Origin of the sequence: Kitasatospora sp. NPDC004745 (assembly GCF_042873275.1) — a bacterium.
Classification (GTDB): Bacteria; Actinomycetota; Actinomycetes; order Streptomycetales; family Streptomycetaceae; genus Kitasatospora.
Genome location: NZ_JBIALK010000054.1, coordinates 1 through 18,228, shown reverse-complemented (window position 1 = coordinate 18,228; position 18,228 = coordinate 1). Strand labels below are relative to the sequence as shown.

Genomic DNA, 18,228 nt, shown 5'->3' with positions numbered 1-18,228 from the left:
CCCACCACGCCCTCACCACCCACCACCCCCACAGCGCCCTGCGCGGAACCACCCGCCACACCCCCACCCTCACCCCCACCACCAACCCCACCCCCGACACCGGCGCCGTCAAGCTGGTGCTCGGCGAGTACGGCACCGCGGACGACCTGCGGGCCGAGCCGCTGGAGCGGCGGGCGCCCGGCGCGGGCGAGGTCGAGATCCGGGTGCGGGCGGCCGGCCTGAACTTCCGCGACGTGCTGATCATGCTGGGCATGATGCGGGAGCACTACGCGGACGCGTACGGCCTCGACCGGGCCGCGGACGTCCCGCTGGGCTTCGAGTGCGCGGGCGTCGTGGCCGCCGTGGGCGCCGGGGTGACCGGACTGGCCGTCGGCGATCCGGTGATCGCGATGGCCGAGGGCGGCTTCGCCGACTTCGTCACGGTCGGCGCCGGCCAGGTCGCGGCGCTGCCCGCCGGACTGACCATGGCCGAGGGCGCCACCGTCCCGCTGGCCTTCCTGACCGCCCACTACGCGCTCACCCGGCTGGCCGGGCTCCGGGCCGGCGAGCGGGTGCTGATCCACGCCGCCTCCGGCGGGGTCGGCGGCGCCGCCGTGCAGATCGCCCTGGCGCTCGGCGCGGAGGTGTTCGCCACCGCGAGCGCGTCCAAGCACGACGCGGTCCGGGCCCTCGGGGTCGCCCACGTCTTCGACTCGCGCAGCACCTCGTTCGCCGACGGGGTCGCGGCCGCCACCGGCGGGCAGGGCGTCGACGTCGTCCTCAACAGCCTGAACGGCGAGTTCATCCCGGCGGGCCTCTCCGTGCTCGCCAAGGACGGGCGCTTCGTCGAGATGGGCAAGCTGGGCATCTGGTCGCCGGAGCGGATGCGCCGGGAGCGCCCGGACGCCGGGTACTTCCCGTTCGACCTCGGGGACGACGCCGAACTCGACGCCACGCTGCTGCCCGGACTGTTCGAGGAGCTCGGGGCGATGTTCGCGGCCGGCCGGCTCCGGCCGCTGCCGGTGACGGTGTTCCCCCGGACCCGGGCGGCGCAGGCCTACACCCACATGCAGCACACCAGGCACACCGGCAAGGTCGTGCTGACCTTCGACCAGCGCGTCGAACTGTCGGGGGAGGGCGGCTACCTCATCACCGGCGGCCTCGGCGGCCTCGGCCTGCAGGTCGCCCGCCGCCTCGCCGAACAGGGCGCCGGACACCTCGTCCTCGCCGGCCGCACCCCGCGCGACACCGAGGACGTCCGCGCCGCCGTCCGCGCCATGGAGGACGCCGGAGCCCGCGTCCACCTCCTCACCGCCGACGTCTCCCGCCCCGCCGACGTCGAACGACTCGTCGACCGGGCCCACGCCCTCGCCCCACTGCGCGGCATCGTCCACGCCGCCGGCGTCCTCGACGACGGCGTCCTCGCCGGCCAGACCCCCGAACGCTTCCACCGCGTCCTCGCCCCCAAGGTCGACGGCGCCCACGCCCTCGACCGCATCACCCGCGAACGCGGCATCCACCTCGACTTCTTCACCGCCTTCTCCTCCGTCGCCGCCCTGCTGGAGGACGGCGGCCAGGGCAACTACGCGGCCGCCAACGCCTACCTGGACGGCCTGATGGCCCGCCGCCGCTCCCTCGGACTGCCCGGACTCGCCGTCAACTGGGGCCCCTGGGCCGAGGTCGGCATGGCCGCGGACCTGGCGGACCGGATGACCCGCAGCGGCGTGGCGATGATCCCGGTCGAGCAGGGCCTGGCGGCGCTCACCGCGCTGCTCGGGGCGCCGGTCGCCCAGATCGGCGTCATGCCCACGCTCCGCCCGGCCCGGCCGCGGGCCGACGCCGCGGCCCCGCCCGCCGCGGCCGAACCGTGGCGCACCCGGCTGGTGCAGGCCCCGGCCGCCGAACGCGACGGGCTGCTCCGCCAGTACCTGGAGCAGCAGCTCACCGCGCTGCTCGAACTGCCCTCCGGGTACCGGGTCGACGGGCACACCGCCTTCTCCGAACTGGGCATGGACTCGCTGATGGTGGTCGAGTTCAGCAACCGCCTGCAGCGCGACCTGGACGTGGTGCTCGGTTCCACCATCGCCTTCAACCACCCCACGGTCGAGCAGCTCCAGGCCCACCTGGTCCGGGAGCTCGGCCTGGAGACCGCCACCGGATCCGACCCCGAGTCCGACACCCCGGACGAGTTCGAGCTGGACGACCTGCGCGCCAGCGTCGACCGCGAGCTCGACCTCCTGCTGAACGACGACGAGGACACCACGCCGTGACCGACCGACATGACAGCCCCGACGCGCTCAGGCTGCGGAAGGCCCTCACCGCCATCCGGACCCTGAAGACCCGGGTCAAGGAGCTGGAGCGCGACCGGGCCCAGCCGATCGCCGTCATCGGCATGGGCTGCCGCCTGCCCTCCGCCCCCGACCCGGACGCCTACTGGGAGCTGCTGCGCTCCGGCGGCGAGGCGATCCGCGACATCCCCGCCGACCGCTGGGACGTGGACGCCCACTACGACCCCGACCCCGCGGCCGAGGACCGGATGTACTGCCGCCGGGGCGGCTTCCTCGACGACGTCGCCGGGTTCGACGCGACCTTCTTCGGGATCTCGCCGCGCGAGGCCAAGCGCCTCGACCCGCAGCAGCGGCTGCTGCTGGAGGTGGCCTGGGAGGCGCTGGAGGACTCCGGACGCGACCCGCGCTCGCTCACCGGCTCGCGCACCGGCGTGTTCGTCGGCATCTCGGAGGCCGAGTACCTGCAGCAGATGCAGGTCCGCGGCGCGGAGTCGGTGGAGATGCACGACGTCACCGGCACCGCGCTGAGCGTGGCCAGCGGCCGGCTCTCCTACCACCTGGGCCTGCGCGGCCCCAACCTGGCGCTGGACACCGCCTGTTCGTCGGCGCTGGTGGCCGTGCACCTGGCGGTGCAGAGCCTGCGCACCGGCGAGTCCGACCTGGCCCTGGCCGGCGGCGTCAGCCTGATGCTGTCCCCGGACGCCTTCATCGCCTTCTGCAAGGGCTCGGCCCTCGCCGCCGACGGCCGCTGCAAGACCTTCGACGCCCGCGCGGACGGCTACGCCCGCGGCGAGGGCGGCGGCGTGGTCGTCCTCAAGCGGCTCGACGACGCGCTCGCCGACGGGGACACCGTCCACGCGGTGATCCGGGGCACGGCCGTCAACCAGGACGGCCGCACCAACGGCCTGACCGCGCCCAGCGGGACGGCCCAGCAGGAGGTCATCCGGCAGGCGCTGGCGGACGCCGGGCTCGCGCCGCACGAGGTCGGCTACGTCGAGGCGCACGGCACCGGCACCCAGCTCGGCGACCCGATCGAGGTGGACGCCCTCGGCACGGTCTTCCGGGACCGCGGCACGGCCGGTCCGCTGCTGATCGGCGCCGCCAAGACCAACATCGGGCACCTGGAGGCCGCCGCCGGCGTGGCCGGCCTGATCAAGGCCGTGCAGGTGCTGCGGCACGGCGAGGTCCCGCCGAACCTCAACTTCGACCGGCCCAGCCCGCACATCGCGTGGGACCGGCTGCCCGTCGAGGTGCCGACCGAGGTCCGGGCCTGGCCCGAGGGCACCCGGGCGGCCGGCGTCAGCTCCTTCGGCTTCAGCGGCACCAACGCCCACATCGTCCTGGAGGCCGCGCCGACCGGCTCGGACACCCCCGGAGCCACGGACAACCCGGACAACCCGGATAACCCGGAGACCACGGGCGCCCCGGACCGGCCGCACCACGTGCTGCCGCTGTCCGCCCGCAGCCCCGAGGCGCTGCGCGAGCTCGCCGGCCGCTACGCCGCGTCGCTGCGCGGCCGGTCCGCGGCGGAGCTCGCCGACACCGCGTTCACCGCGGGCACCGGGCGGACGGCCTTCGCCCACCGGCTCGCGCTGTCCGCCGCCGACGGCACCGCCGCCGCCGAGCTGCTGTCCGCGTTCGCCGAGGGCCGCCGCGCCAGGGTCTCGGTCGGGCACGCCACCGGCCGGCCCGCCGTCGCCTTCCTCTTCACCGGCCAGGGCTCCCAGTACCCCGGCATGGGCCGGAAGCTGTTCGAGACCCACCCCGGCTTCCGCCGGACCCTGGAGCGCTGCGACGCGATCCTGCGCGAGCAGGGCCTGCTGGACGCCCCGCTGCTCGACGTGCTGTACCCGGCCCCGGACGGCCCGGGCACGGGACTGCTCGACCGGACCTCGCACGCCCAGCCGGCCATCTTCGCGCTGGAGTACGCCCTGGCCGAGCTGTGGCGGTCCTGGGGCGTCGAGCCCCGGGTGGTCCTCGGGCACAGCACCGGCGAGTACGCGGCCGCCTGCGTCGCGGGCTTCTTCTCCCTGGAGGACGGCCTGCGGCTGGTCGCCGGCCGGGCCCGGCTGATCGAGGCCACCACCACCGGCGGGGCGACCGCCGCCGTCTTCGCTTCGCCCGAGGAGGTCGCGCCGGTCCTCGCGGGGCTCGCCGGCCGGGTGAGCACGGCGGGGATGAACGGCCCCCGCGAGACCCTGATCGCCGGGGTCGCCGACGACGTCTCCCGGGCGCTGGCCGAGCTCAAGGAGCGCGGCCTGGACGGGCGGCCGCTGCGGATCCCGCACGCCCCGCACTCGCCGATGATCGAGCCCGCGCTGGCCGAGTTCGAGGCGCTGGCCGCCACCGTCGCCTACACCGCCCCCCGGATCCGGATGATCTCCAACGTCACCGGGACGCCGATCGACGCGGTGGACGCCGCCTACTGGCGCCGCCACATGCGCGAGCCGGTCCGGTTCTCCGACGGCATGGCGGTGCTCGCCGGCGAGGAGTGCGGCGCGGTGCTGGAGATCGGCCCGCAGCCGGTGCTCCAACTGCTCGGCCGGCAGAGCTGGACCGGCCCCGCGGTGCGCTGGCTGTCCTCCCTGTGGGAGGGCCGCGACGACTGGAAGCAGCTGCTGCACAGCGTCGCCGAACTGCACACCGCCGGGGTGGACGTCGACTGGGCCGCCTTCGACGCGGAGTACGCCCGCAGGCGGGTCCCGGCCCCGACCTACCCCTTCCAGCGCAGCCCCCACTGGTTCACGCAGAGAGAAGAAACCACCGTGCCCCAGCACACCACCCCCCTGGCGCAGGTCCCCGCCCAGGCCGCCCCGGCCACCGCGGCCGCCGCGGCCGGGCGGCGGGAGCTGATCCTGGCCGACCTGCGGGAGCGGGTCGGCGCGGGCCTGGAGTTGGCCCTGCAGGACGTCGAGCCCGGGGCCAGCCTGGTCGACCTCGGCGCCGACTCGCTGCTGATGGTGCGGATCATCCAGGACGTCACCGACCTGTACGGCATCACGCTGACCGTCGGGCGGCTCTTCGACGACCTGGACACCCCGGAGGCCCTCGCCGCCCACCTGGACGCCGAGCTCCCGGCCGGGCACCCGGTGCCCGGCGACCGGCCGGCCCCGGCCGCCGTCGCCGTCCCGGCACCCGTGGAGGCCCAGGCCGCCCCGGTGACCCCTCCGGCCGCCCGGCCGCTCACCGTCCAGGGCTCCGTCGGCGACCAGGGCTCGATCGGCGCGCTGATGGCCGCCCAGCTGGAGGTGATGTCCCGGCAGCTGGAGGTCCTCGCCCAGCACGGCGCCGCCCCGGCCGCCGCGGCCGTCATCCCGGCCGCGCCGGTGCCCACCGCGCGTCCGGCCCTGCCCGCCGTGCGCCCCGCCGCGCCCGCCGCGAAGCGCCCGGCCTCCGCCGGCGCCCCGCCCCGCGAGCTGACCGCCCGCCAGCAGCAGCACCTCGACGACCTGCTGGAGACCTACAAGAAGCGCACGGCCGGCTCGCTGGCCCGGGCCGTCGACTACCGCGCGCTGCGCGCCGACACCCGGATGCGCTCGGTGCGCCCGGAGACCCGGTCGGTCTCCTACCCGGTCATCGGCGAGCGGGCCAGCGGCGCCCACTTCTGGGACGTCGACGGCAACGAGTACATCGACGTCGCCATGGGCGTAGGCGTCCTGCTCTGCGGGCACGACCCGGAGTTCGTCACCGGGGCGGTCGCCGCCCAGCTGGAGCTCGCCCTGCAGACCGGCCCCATCTCGGCGCTCTCCGACGAGGTCGCGCAGCTGATCTGCGAGATGACCGGCATGGAGCGGCTGTTCTTCGCGGTGACCGGCACCGACGCGGTGCGCGGCGCGCTGCGGATGGCGCAGGCCAAGACCGGCCGGTCCCGGTTCGTGATGTTCTCCGGCTCGTACCACGGTCAGGACGACCGGGTGCTCGCCCTGCCGGACGTGCTGAACGACCCCTCGCACTCGGTGCCGATGGCCCCCGGCATCTCCCCGCAGGCCGCCCAGGACCCGCTGATCCTCACCTACGGCGCCGCCTCCTCCCTCAAGGCCATCGAGGAGCACGCCGACGAGCTGGCCGGTGTGCTGGTGGAGCCGGTGCAGAGCCGCAACCCCACCCTGCAGCCGGCCGAGTTCCTCCGGGAGCTGCGCGCCCTGACCACCCGCCTCGGCGTTCCGCTGATCTTCGACGAGGTGATCACCGGCTTCCGGGTGCACCCCGGCGGCGCACAGGCCCACTTCGGTGTCCGGGCCGACCTCGCGGCCTACGGCAAGGTCGTCGGCGGCGGTCTCCCGGTCAGCGTGGTGGCGGGCCGGGCCGAGTTCCTGGACCAGGTCGACGGCGGCGTGTGGGCCGACGGCCCGGGCCCCGACCCGGACAGCGAGAAGACCTACATCGGCTCCACCTTCGAGATGCACCCGCTGGCCATGGCCAGCACCCGGGCGATCCTGCTGCACCTGCGCGAGCAGGGCCCGGCGCTGCAGGAGCGGCTGAGCGCCCGCACGACCTACCTGGCCGAAACCCTGAACGCCTTCTTCGAGGCCGGGGAGGTGCCCATCCGGGTGCTGCACTTCGCCTCGGTCTTCCGGTTCGCCTGGAAGGGAAACGCCAGCTACGCCTACCAGCCGCTGGACATCGAGGTCTTCCACTTCCACCTGCTGACCCGCGGCATCTACCTGTGGGAGGGCCGGACCTGCTTCCTGTCCACCGCGCACACGGACGAGGACATCGAGGGCATCATCACCGCGGTCAAGGAGTCGATCGCGGCCATGCGCGACGGCGAGTTCCTGCCGCCCGCCCCCGGCACCACGACCACCGCCGCACCGCTCGGCGAGGAGCAGCGCGAGCTGCTCGCCCTGGAGCGGGCCGGTGCCGCCGGCGCGCCGTCCTGGGCGGTCCCCGAGTCGATCCGGCTGCGCGGCCCCCTCGACGTCGACGCGCTGCGCCGCGCGGTGAGCACGCTGACGGCCCGCCACGAGGCGCTGCGCACCGTGTTCCCCGAGGGCGGGGCGGCCGAGGTCCGGCCGGGCACCGTGGTGCCGGTCGAGGTCGTCGACCTCACCGCGGCCGCCGCCGGCCGCACCGACGAGGCGGTCGCCGACTGGTGGCACGCCGCGATGGCCGTGCCCTTCGACCTCGCCGCGGGCCCGCTGGCGCGGATCGCCGTGCTCCGGCTCGCCGACGACCTGCACGAGCTGACGCTGCTCACCCACCACGTCGTCTCGGACGGCTGGTCGGTGTCGGTCCTGACCGAGGAGCTCGCGGCGCTGTACACCGCCGAGCGCCGGGGCACCCCGCACGGTCTGGCGCGCCCGTCCCAGCACCGCGACTTCACGGCCTGGCAGCAGCGCCGCCGCCCCGAGCTCGCCGAGCACCAGCAGTACTGGCTGGACCGGTTCGCGGACGGCCTCCCGGACACCGTGCTGCCCGCCGACCGCGAGCGCCCCGCGGTGCCCACCCACCAGGGCGCCCGGATCACCATGACCCTGGAGCCCGAGCTCTGCGAGGCGCTGAAGAAGGTCGGCCGGGCCCACAAGGCCAGCCTGTTCATGACCCTCCTCGCCGCGTACGCCCTGCTCACCCACCGCCTGACCGGCCAGGGCGACGTCGTGATCGGCACGCCGCAGGCCAACCGGGCCTTCAAGGGCAGCGAGTCGGTGGTCGGCTACTGCGCCCACTTCCTCCCGGTCCGCAGCACGCTGGCCCCCGGTGCGACGCTCGCCGACCACCTCCGCCGCACCCGGGAGGAGGTGCTGGCCTCCTTCGAGCACCAGGAGGTGCCGTTCGCCCGGCTGCGTGAGGCGCTGGGCGCGGCCCCGGACGCCTTCCCGCTGCCGCTGCGCACGGTCTTCAACATGGACCGCTCCGCCCCGTGCCCGGAGTTCGACGGGCTGACGGCCGAGTACCGCCCGGTGCCGACCCGGTTCGCCCTGGTCGACTTCCGGCTGGACGGGCTGGAGCACGAGGGCGGCGTGCGGCTCGACTTCGACTACCGCACGGACCTCTTCGACGAGGCCACCGTCCGCGGCCACGGCGACCACTTCGTCGCCCTGCTGCGGGCCCTGGTGGCCGACCCGGGGCAGCGGGTCGACGGGCTGCCGGAGCGCATGGACGTGACCGATCCCGGCCGGGACGCCGGGGACGCGCAGAACGAGAACGGAGCGGAGCGTTGAGCGAACAGAGCAGCGGAGCGGCCTTCAAGGAGGTCCCGGTCATCAGCATCGCCCCGCTGGTGACCCCCGACCCGGACCCGGCCGCGCTGCGGGAGACCGTGGAGCAGATCGGTGCGGCCTGCCTCGACGTCGGCTTCTTCTACGTCAGGGACCACGGGATCGCCGAGGCCGACAGCCGTGAACTGTTCGACGCCGCGCAGAAGTTCTTCGCCCTCCCGCTGGAGGAGAAGATGCGGATCCGGCTCGGCATCACCGAACAGTTCCGCGGCTACGTGCCGCTCGGCGGCGAGGTCACCGGCGGCAAGACGGACTGGCACGAGTGCCTGGACCTGCAGCCCCGCTCCGGCCGGAACGCCGACACCATCGCGAAGGCCGCGGCGGCCCGCAGCGCCGACGCCCACCCGCTCGACGACCCCGGCCAGTGGCCGCCGGCCCTGCCCGAGTTCCGCACCACCGTGATGCGCGCCTGGGACCAGCTGTACGGGCTGAGCGGGCGGATCGCGGCGGGCATGGCGCTCAGCCTCGGCCTGGACGAGCACCACTTCGCGCCGTACCACGGCGTGGAGTTGAGCGACCTGCGGATGGTCCACTACCCGCCGTACAACGAGACCGTCGGCCGGGCCGCCCCCGAGGCGCTCCCGATGGACGAGGTGGAGCACGGCTTCGGCGCCCACGTCGACTACGGGTTCCTGGCCGTCCTCCAGCAGGACGAGGTCGGCGGCCTGGAGGTGCGCAACCCGGAGGGCCAGTGGATCTCCGCACCGCACATCCCCGGCACCTTCCTGGTCAACATCGGCCAGATGATGCAGCGTTGGACCAACGACCGGTACCGCGCCACCTGGCACCGGGTGACGCTGCCGGGCACGGTGGACCGCTACTCGGTCCCCTTCTTCTTCGAACCGCGGTACGACGCCCTGATCGAGCCGCTCGCCGTCTGCTGCGACGCGGACAACCCGCCCCGCTACGAGGCCGTCGAGTTCGGCCCGTACGTGGTCGACCTCTTCTCCAAGGCGTACGACTGACCGACCGCGTAGAGCCCGCACACTCCGAGAGATAGGAAGCAGATCCGTGCAGACCTCAAGTGTTGTCAACTCCTGGAACGAGTGGGACCCGCTGCAGGAGATGGTCGTCGGCTCCGCCGACAACGCCAACTTCGAGCCCACCGAGCCCGGCAGCCGCCCCTCCGTCCGCAACGCCCCCGGCACCCCCTTCCCCACCGGCCCCAAGTCCAAGGAGGCCGTCGACCTGGCCAACGAGGAGCTGGCCGGGCTCGCCTCGCTGCTGGAGTCCCAGGGCGTCACGGTGCGCCGGCCCGAGCTGCACGACTTCTCGGCCCCGGTCCGCACCCCGGACTTCGAGGTGGAGAACCAGTACTGCGCCGTCTGCCCGCGCGACGTCATGATCACCATGGGCAACGAGATCATCGAGGCCACCATGTCGCGCCGGGCCCGGTACTTCGAGTACCAGCCCTACCGCAAGCTGGTCTACGAGTACTGGAACGCCGACCCCCGCGTCGAGTGGACGACGGCCCCCAAGCCGTCGATGGCCGACGGCATGTACCGCGAGGAGTTCTGGGACTGGCCGCTGGAGAAGCGGCACGAGGAGATGCACTCCTTCGAGTTCTGCATCAACCAGGACGAGGTCGTCTTCGACGCGGCCGACATGAGCCGCTTCGGCCGGGACATCCTGGTCCAGGAGTCGATGACCACCAACCGCGCGGGCATCCACTGGCTCAAGCGACATCTGGAGCCGCGCGGCTTCCGGGTGCACCCGGTGCACTTCCCGCTCGACTTCTTCCCCTCGCACATCGACTGCACCTTCGTGCCGGTGCGCCCGGGCCTGATCCTCACCAACCCGGAGCGGCCGCTGCGCGAGGGCGAGGAGAAGATGTTCCTGGACAACGACTGGGAGCTGGTCGACGTCCCGCAGCCGGTGCTCGGCAACGACGAGATGCCGCTGTACTGCCAGTCGTCCAAGTGGCTGTCGATGAACGTGCTGAGCATCTCGCCGACCAAGGTCATCTGCGAGGAGCAGGAGAAGCCGCTCCAGGACCTCCTCGACAAGCTCGGCTTCGAGGTCTTCCCCATCCCGTTCCGCAACGTTTTCGAGTACGGCGGCTCCCTGCACTGCGCCACCTGGGACGTCCGGCGCGAGGGCACCAGGGAGGACTACTTCCCCAACCTCGCCTACCAGCCGCTGATCTGACACCACACCAAGGGAGCCCCACATGTACATCCTCGGCATCAACTCGGTCTACCACGAGTCCTCGGCCTGTCTCCTCAAGGACGGCGCGGTCGTCGCCGCCGCGGAGGAGGAGCGCTTCAACCGCGTCAAGCACGGCAAGGAGGCCCGCGCCGACAACCCGGACGAGCTCCCGATGAACGCCATCGGCTTCTGCCTGGAGCGCGCCGGCATCACCATGGCGGACGTCGACCACGTGACCTGCGCGGCCGACCCCGACGAGATCCGGGCCGTCCTGGACGGCGGCCTGCCCTCGCCGTGGGACAGCGTCGAGAAGCAGTCGCTGTTCCTCGCCACGCTGCCCAACATCCCCAAGAAGTTCGCCGAGCTGGGCTTCGTCGGCGAGTTCCACTGGGTGGCCCACCACACCGCCCACGGCGCGTCCACCTACTTCGCGTCGGCGTTCCAGGACGCCGCGGTGCTGGTCGTCGACGCGCTCGGCGACGACGCCTACTCGACCCGGCTCTACCACGGCAAGGGCGCCAAGCTGGACTGCGTGCAGAGCGTCCGCTACCCGGCCTCCATCGGCTACCTGTGGGAGCTGGTCTCGGTCTTCCTCGGCTTCGGCGTCTACGACGCGGCCAAGGTGATGGGCCTCGCGGCCTACGGCGACCCGCAGCGCTTCGCCGCGGCCTTCGACCGGCTCGCCTGGACCACCGAGGACGGCGGCTTCGACATGCGCCAGGACCTGCTGAAGTTCAGCGACATCCTGTACTACCCGCCGTCGGCCGACACCTCGGGCCTGGAGTCCGTCCTCGGCGTCGCCCCGCGCGAGCGGGACGACGAGCTGCAGGACGTCCACCACGACATCGCGGCCGCGCTGCAGGAGAAGACCAACGAGCTGGTCCTGCACATGGCCCGCCACCTGCACGCGCTGACCGGGTCGAGCCGGCTCTGCCTGGCCGGCGGCGTCGCGCTGAACTGCGTCACCAACCAGGTCGCCTTCGAGCAGGGCCCGTTCGACGAGCTGTACGTGCAGCCCGCCGCGCACGACGGCGGCCTCTCGCTCGGCGCCGCCCTGCACGTGTGGAACGACGTGCTCGGCCAGGAGCGCGCCCCCGAGATGCGCCACGCCTACTGGGGGCCGTCCTACACCGACGCCGAGATCGAGGCCGAGCTCGCCTCCCGCGAGGGCCTGGAGGTCGTGCGCGCCGCGGACTTCGAGAAGGACGTCGCCAAGCTGCTCAGCGAGGGCAACGTCATCGGCCTGTTCCAGGGCTCGATGGAGCTCGGCCCCCGCGCCCTGGGCAACCGCAGCATCATCGGCGACCCGCGCCGCCGCGAGATGCGCGACGACCTCAACCACAAGGTCAAGCACCGCGAGTACTTCCGTCCGCTGGCGCCCAGCGTGCTCAGCGAGGAGGTGCCGGAGTGGTTCGAGATCGCCAAGGAGACCACCGCCGCCGACTACATGCTGATGGCGTACCCGGCGAAGGCCGACAAGCACGACCGGATGGGCGCGGTGCTGCACGTCGACAACACCTGCCGCATCCAGGCCGTCCGGGCCGACGTGAACCCGCGCTTCCACGGCATCATCAGCGAGTTCCGGGCCCTGACCGGGGTCCCGATGGTCCTCAACACCTCGTTCAACGACCAGGAGCCGATCATCTGCTCCCCGGCCGACGCGGTGAACACCTTCCTGGGGACCGAGATCGACTACCTGGCCATCGGCCCGTTCCTGGTCCGCAAGGCCCCGGTCGACGGCACGGTCTGACCGGCTGCGACGCACCACCGCACGGCACAGCACAGCAAGGGGGAACCAGAAGTGAAGCTGCACGTGACCCGGCTCCAGGACGCGGTGCACCGCCTGGTCGAGGAGAGGGGCCACTACTGGGCCCCCCTCCCGACCGACGCGCACCTGGCCGCCGAGGTCGACGCGCTCGGGCGGCTCGCCGCCGGGGGCGCCGACCCGGCCGCGGCCAAGGGGCCCCTGGTCGAGATCGTGGTGGCCGCGCTCGCGCTCGCCAACGCCTACGGCGTCTCCATGCAGCAGGCCTGCAACGACGCCGCGATGCCGGCCGACCTGACCGACGCGTCCCTGTGGCGCGCCGGTCGGCAGGAGCCGGAGCAGGTCGCGGCCCTGGTGGCCGCGGCGGTCGAGCCGGTGCACTACACGATGGCGTTCTACCGCTCCGAGGCCCGGCAGGGCAGCGACCCCCGGGTCGTCGCCCTGCACGGCCTGATCCCGGGGGTGCTGCGGGCGGCGTTCGCCGGCTTCGACTCGCACGACGACCTGGGGGCCCACCTGAACGGGCACCTGGAGCACACCCGCACCCTGGACGGCCGGTCCCGGGAGACGGAGTTCGACCCGTCGCGCGCGGTGACGACGGAACTCATCCGTCCCATCCAGATGCAGACCTTCTGCCCCTTCGCCCAGAAGTCGGTCCTCTGGGGGCCGCCGTCCTACGACGAGGCCCTCTCGTTCGAGGACAACATGAAGGCGTCGCTGCCGACCCTGCGCCAGTTCATCCGGGTGCAGGACCACGACGTCATCGACGGGTACGTGTACGCGTTCCCCACCCGGGTTTTCGGTGAATCCTTCGAGGACCTCCAGCAGGTCTTCCGGAACTTCGTCGAATTCCTGCACAGGAATCTCACGGACGCCGCCCCGGCCGGACTGGACCCGGAAACCGCCACCGACCCGAAGTGGTTCCTCGTCCTCGAGGGCGAGGAATGCTTCATCAGCGTCTTCGCGCCGATCTACCCGCACGACCACTCGCGGTACATGAACGGGGTCGAGGGTCAATTCGTGTTCATGCTCCAGCCGGAGGCGGCCGTTCTCCGTCTACTGACCAAGAACGACTACAAGCAGCGCTCCGAGGCGATCCGGCACCGTTTCCGGGACGGCTTCCAGCGTTACGTCCTGGCCGACATAGAACTCCACCGGTTCCTGCTCCCGGTGCAGGCCGACCAGCCGCCGGTCAAGTGGTACGAATTGGCCCCCACCATTTAGCCGACCCGGTCAGCCGGCCCGTTCAGCGGGCCGGTTCGGCCGGCCCGCTCGACGGGCCCGCTTCCGCGGGAAACGCGGGGCGGGCGGCCGGGACTCCTCGTCCCGACCGCCCGCCCCGTCGCCGTACGCCCTCCGGTCAGCTCAGCAGCAGCTTGCCGATCCGGCGCGAGGCGCCGTACAGGCCCACCGCGGCGAGCGCCGCGAGGTAGCAGGCGTGCCCGATCATCGAGGGGTCGAGCGCGCCGACCGAGAACCCGCGGGCCAGCTCGATGCCGTGGTACAGCGGCGAGAGCTCCACCAGGAACCGCAGCACCGGCGGGTACACCGACATCGGGTAGAAGGTCGTGGAGAACAGGAACATCGGCATCACCACGACGTGGATGTAGTCGAACTGCGAGGACGACCTCAGCAGCGTCGCGCACACCATGCCCAGGGCCGCGAACGCCGTCGCGATCAGCAGCGCGGTGGGGATCAGCATCAGCGCCCAGGGCGAGGTCGCCAGGCCCATCGCCGCCATCACGCCGAGGAACGCCGTGGCGTACAGGCCGCTGCGCAGCACCGCCCAGGAGATCTCGCCGATGGCGACGTCCAGCGCCCCCATCGGGGTGGCCAGCATCATGTCGTAGAGCCGGTCGAAGCGCAGCTTGTAGAAGATGCTGAGCGTCTCGTAGACCGCACCGTTCATCGCGGAGGACACCAGCAGCGCCGGCGCGACGAAGGCCACGTAGGTCATCGGGCGGCCGTCCGGCCCGGTCACGCCGTCGATCAGCGAGCTGAAGCCGACCTGGAAGGCCAGCAGGTAGAACAGCGGCTCGAAGACGCCGGAGACCAGGACCAGCCAGGCCCGGGAGTAGACCAGCGCGGTGCGCTCCACCAGGCGGTGCGCGAGCCCGGAGTAGCTGCCGGCCGGCAGGATCCGCAGCAGCGGGCCGCCGCCGTGCCGGGCCTGCGCGGCGATGCGGCCGGCGGTGGGCCCCGACGGGGCCGGTGCCGCCGGCGCCGCGGGCGCGTCGGGAGTCATCTGCTTCTCCACGTCAGATCACCAGCCTGCGGCGGAAGCGCCGGCGGCCGACGTACACGCCGGCGACCAGCATGGCGAGCAGGAACAGCGCGTGCCCCAGTGCGGGCAGCGGCGCGAGGCCGTCCAGCGTGACGCCCCGGACCAGCTCGTTGCCGTGCCAGACGGGGGAGAGCCAGACCAGCGGCTGCACCACGGCGGGCAGCCGGTCGACCGGGAAGAACGTGCCGGCGAACAGCGTCATCGGCAGCACCACGAAGCGGTTCAGCGCGACGAAGGCGTGCCCCTCGCCCCGGGTGGTGGCGGCGAACGCCATGACCGGTGCCGCGCAGGCCGCCCCGATGAGCACCGCGAGCGGCAGCGCGAGCAGGACGCCGGGCCCGGTCCACGCCCCGAAGAACAGCGCGGCGACCCCGTAGATCCCCGCCGAGACCGCCAGCCTGATGACGATCCAGAGGAGCTGTCCGCCGAAGAGCTGCTCCGGCGTGATCGGGGTCGCGCTGATCGCCACGTAGTCCCGCTTCCACTTGAAGCCGGACAGGACGGGGTGCCCCGACTCGTTCACCGCCGTCGCGATGACGCCGCTGACCAGCAGCGCGGGGGCGATGTACTGCAGGTAGGTGATGCCGTCCGGGATCGAGCCGGCCTTGACCTGGGAGCCGAAGCCGAGGCCCATCGCCCCGAGGAAGAGCACCGGCTGGAGCCCGGAGGAGTAGAGGTTGGCCCGCCAGTAGCGCCGGTACCAGGCCCACTGGCCCTCGATGCGCAGGCCCATCGCCCGCCAGGGCCCGACCACCGCGCCGGTGGCACGGGCCTCCTGCCGCGTGTGCGTGTCGAGGGCCATGTCAGTCCACCAGCATTCGGCCGGTCAGGCGCAGGAAGACGTCCTCCAGGGTGGAGCGCCGCACCAGGGTGGAGAGCGGGTCGACGCCGCGTTCGGCCACCCGGGCCGCGGTGTCCTCGGCGTTCTTCGTGTACAGCAGCAGCCGGTCGGGGAGCACCTCGACCCGCTCCACCAGGCTGTCGACCTGGCCCACGTACTGGCCGGGGGTGCCGGGCCGGAACCGCAGTTCCAGGACCTCGCGGGTGGAGTACTGCTCGATCAGTGCGGCCGGCGAGCCCTCGGCGACGATCCGGCCCGCGTCCATCACCACCAGGCGGTCGCAGAGCTGCTCGGCCTCGTCCATGTAGTGCGTGGTGAGGATCAGCGTGACGCCGCTCTGCTTGAGCCGGAAGAGCCGGTCCCAGAGCAGGTGCCGGGCCTGCGGGTCGAGTCCGGTGGTCGGCTCGTCGAGCAGGACCACCTCGGGGTCGTTGACCAGGCCCCGGGCGATGGTGAGCCGGCGCTTCATGCCCCCGGAGAGCGGCTCCACCGCGTCGTCGGCCCGGTCGGAGAGCTGGGCGAACTCCATCAGCTCGACGGCCTTGCGCCGCACGTGCGCCCGGGACAGCCCGAAGTACCGGCCGTACGTCTGCAGGTTCTGCCGGACGGTCAGCTCGCTGTCGAGGTTGTCGGCCTGCGGCACGATCCCGATGCGGGAGCGGATCGCCGGGCCGTGCGTGTCGGGGTCCATGCCGAGCACCCTCAGGTCGCCCCCGGTCCGCGGGGACATGCAGGAGATCATCCGCATGGTCGAGGACTTCCCGGCGCCGTTGGGGCCGAGGAACCCGAAGGCCTCGCCCCTCGGCACGGTGAAATCGACGCCCCGGACCGCCTCGAAGTCCCCGAACCTCTTTTTCAAGCCCCTGGCCGAAATGGCCGCGGTGCTGTCGGCGCCCGCAGCTTTTGACTCGGTCACAACCCACCACCCATCATTTTTATATGACCTGAATCGTTATCCTATGAGGGCAGGTAAGGACCCGCAAGCAACCTCCGACCGTACCGCAGGTCCCTCCGGATTTCGTCGAACCCCCGCCGGGAAATCGAAATCCGCGTCCGGACCGGCCGGCGGGCGCCGGGGGCAACTCGCGGGAAATAATCCGTGATCGCCACAAGGGTCACGATTGTCCAGTTTGTCATGTTCCCAAAGAAACAGTTCAGGCCCAATAGTATGCGGACAACTTGGGCTCCGGCAGAGCCTTGTCGCACCTGCTGCCCGGTGTTAGCCTGACTCGCGTGAATGCATCGGATGAACTCAACTCCCCGTCCCTTACCGGGTATTTCGTCGAGGTGTCCATTCCGGGAATGGAACTCTGGCCGGAGTTGCGTAATCGGGCGCGAAGTCTGCGCGAGCACGGCGTCCCCGTCCTGTTCCTCGCCACCGAGGAGTTCGCCTCCGTCTACGAGGAGTGCGCCGACGAGGTGGTCATCTGCCCCGACGTCTTCTCCGAGGACGCGGTCGTGGAGGCCCTCACCCCCTTCCAGGGCAGGCTCGACCGGTTCTCGATCATCAACGACAAGATCTGGCCGGTGCAGCTGGGCGCCGCGCGCCGCCTCGGCATGGACTTCCCCGGCTTCCAGGGGCAGCTCAACTGCCGCATCAAGCCCCGGCTGCGCGAGGTGCTCGCCGAGCAGCTCCCGCTGCACACCGAGGTGTTCGCCGCCGCGGACCTCACGCCCGAGAACGTCGCCGCCGCGGTCGAGCGCCTCGGCACGCCGTTCGTCATCAAGCCGATCTGGGGCACCGCGAGCGCCTTCGTGGACATCGTGAAGGACCCGGCGCGCGCCTACGACGAGCTGGCCGAGACCTTCGAGAGCCTGCGCGCCGACCACCCGCACGGTCCGTTCGACGACGGCACCCGGGTCTGGGACCCGCGCAACGAGGTCCTCCTGGAGTCCTTCATCGGCGCCGGCCGGGAGCTGTCCTTCGAGGCCTTCGTCCAGAACGGCGACCTCGTCCCGCTGCTGATCCAGGAGAAGCTGCTCTGGGCCGAGCAGGACGGCTTCCGCCTGGAGACCGCCAACGTCTGCCCCACCCCCTTCGTCTCCGCCGAGGAGGAGGCGCGCATCCGCGACATCCTCGAGGAGGCGCTGCGCGAGCTCGGGGTCGACGACACCTTCGTCCACATCGAGCTCAAGTGGGACGGCGAGAACGTCTCCATCATCGAGATCAACCCGCGGATCGGCGGCGGCAGCGTCGCCAAGACCCTGATCGCCTGGCTCGACGCCGACGTCCGGGAGATGGGCCGCAAGCTGCAGATGGGCGAGCCGCTGCCGCGCAAGTACGCGCGGGTCAAGGAGGGCTTCCTCCTCGGCGTCTTCGTCAACGCGGTCGAGTCGGGCATCTTCAAGGAATTCACCGGTCTCGACTGGGTGCACGCGCAGCCCGAATTCGATTTCGAGCAGAGTTATCTGCAGGCGGGCCAGCGGGTGCCGGGCCGGGGCGAGTCGAAGGCCACCCGCGAGGGCTGGATGTACACCTACGACGCCTTTTTCCACGTCACCGACGAGGCGCGGATCGACGAGCTGCACGACGAGACCCGCAAGCGCGTCCTGCTGACGTTCGAAACGCCCTGAGGCATTCGCCGGCGCACCGCGCGGCGGCACGGCCGGCGGGGGGGGGGGGGGGGGGCCCCCCCCCCCCCCCCCCCCCCCCCCCCCCCCCCGGGGGCCCCCCCGCCCCCCCCCCCGCGGGGGGGCCGGCGCCC

Annotated in this window: 9 protein-coding genes and 1 pseudogene; 7 read left to right on the top strand and 3 right to left on the bottom strand. The window is 72.5% G+C overall.

The features are described from left to right. The 6 genes and pseudogenes from gdnG to ACFYUY_RS39685 all read left to right on the top strand — a co-directional run. Nucleotides 1-2,249, top strand: a pseudogene (gdnG, locus tag ACFYUY_RS39710) (guadinomine polyketide synthase module 3 GdnG); the annotation flags it as partial. Then, the gene (gene gdnH, locus ACFYUY_RS39705; protein ID WP_387908327.1) at nt 2,246-8,428 is read left to right on the top strand and encodes a guadinomine polyketide synthase module 4 GdnH; all 6,183 of its coding nucleotides are present in this window, start codon (nt 2,246-2,248) and stop codon (nt 8,426-8,428) included. The pseudogene gdnG and the gene gdnH, both read left to right, overlap by 4 nt. Further along, nucleotides 8,425-9,450 (top strand): isopenicillin N synthase family dioxygenase, encoded by a 1,026-nt coding sequence (locus ACFYUY_RS39700; RefSeq protein ID WP_387908324.1) that lies wholly within the window; start codon nt 8,425-8,427, stop codon nt 9,448-9,450. The genes gdnH and ACFYUY_RS39700 overlap by 4 nt, the downstream gene beginning before the upstream one ends. Nucleotides 9,451-9,550: 100 nt before the next feature. Further along, on the top strand, nt 9,551-10,633 hold the full coding sequence (locus ACFYUY_RS39695) for a glycine amidinotransferase (RefSeq protein ID WP_360212946.1): 1,083 nt from the start codon (nt 9,551-9,553) through the stop codon (nt 10,631-10,633). Nucleotides 10,634-10,655: 22 nt separating this feature from the next. Beyond that, a complete protein-coding gene (locus ACFYUY_RS39690) occupies nt 10,656-12,383 on the top strand; it encodes a carbamoyltransferase C-terminal domain-containing protein (RefSeq protein ID WP_360212932.1) in 1,728 nt (575 codons plus the stop codon). A gap of 51 nt (nt 12,384-12,434) precedes the next feature. Further along, a complete protein-coding gene (locus ACFYUY_RS39685; protein WP_360212930.1) occupies nt 12,435-13,622 on the top strand; it encodes a YqcI/YcgG family protein in 1,188 nt (395 codons plus the stop codon). 136 nt (nt 13,623-13,758) lie between these two features. Here the strand turns inward: ACFYUY_RS39685 and ACFYUY_RS39680 are convergent, their stop codons facing one another. The 3 genes from ACFYUY_RS39680 to ACFYUY_RS39670 are packed head-to-tail and all read right to left on the bottom strand — an operon-like array spanning nt 13,759 to nt 16,382. Then, nucleotides 13,759-14,643, bottom strand: coding sequence for an ABC transporter permease (locus ACFYUY_RS39680; protein ID WP_360212928.1), 885 nt, complete (start codon nt 14,641-14,643; stop codon nt 13,759-13,761). 13 nt (nt 14,644-14,656) lie between these two features. Next, nucleotides 14,657-15,484 carry an ABC transporter permease gene (locus ACFYUY_RS39675; RefSeq protein ID WP_360212926.1) on the bottom strand — a complete coding sequence of 276 codons (828 nt, stop codon included), beginning with the start codon at nt 15,482-15,484 and terminating at the stop codon, nt 14,657-14,659. A 1-nt stretch (nt 15,485) separates the two neighbouring features. Further along, nucleotides 15,486-16,382, bottom strand: coding sequence for an ABC transporter ATP-binding protein (locus tag ACFYUY_RS39670; protein ID WP_360212924.1), 897 nt, complete (start codon nt 16,380-16,382; stop codon nt 15,486-15,488). 443 nt (nt 16,383-16,825) lie between these two features. Here ACFYUY_RS39670 and ACFYUY_RS39665 point away from each other — a divergent pair, with 443 nt between their 5' ends. Further along, nucleotides 16,826-18,097, top strand: a complete 1,272-nt coding sequence (locus ACFYUY_RS39665; protein ID WP_360212922.1) for an ATP-grasp domain-containing protein — start codon at nt 16,826-16,828, stop codon at nt 18,095-18,097. The last annotated feature ends 131 nt before the right edge of the window (nt 18,098-18,228 follow it).

Coding starts and splice junctions, on each gene's coding strand:
- ACFYUY_RS39695 (WP_360212946.1), top strand. CDS start 9,551: ATGGTCGTCGGCTCCGCCGACAACGCCAACTTCGAGCCCACCGAGCCC.
- ACFYUY_RS39690 (WP_360212932.1), top strand. CDS start 10,656: ATGTACATCCTCGGCATCAACTCGGTCTACCACGAGTCCTCGGCCTGT.
- ACFYUY_RS39680 (WP_360212928.1), bottom strand. CDS start 14,643: ATGACTCCCGACGCGCCCGCGGCGCCGGCGGCACCGGCCCCGTCGGGG.
- ACFYUY_RS39675 (WP_360212926.1), bottom strand. CDS start 15,484: ATGGCCCTCGACACGCACACGCGGCAGGAGGCCCGTGCCACCGGCGCG.
- ACFYUY_RS39665 (WP_360212922.1), top strand. CDS start 16,826: ATGGAACTCTGGCCGGAGTTGCGTAATCGGGCGCGAAGTCTGCGCGAG.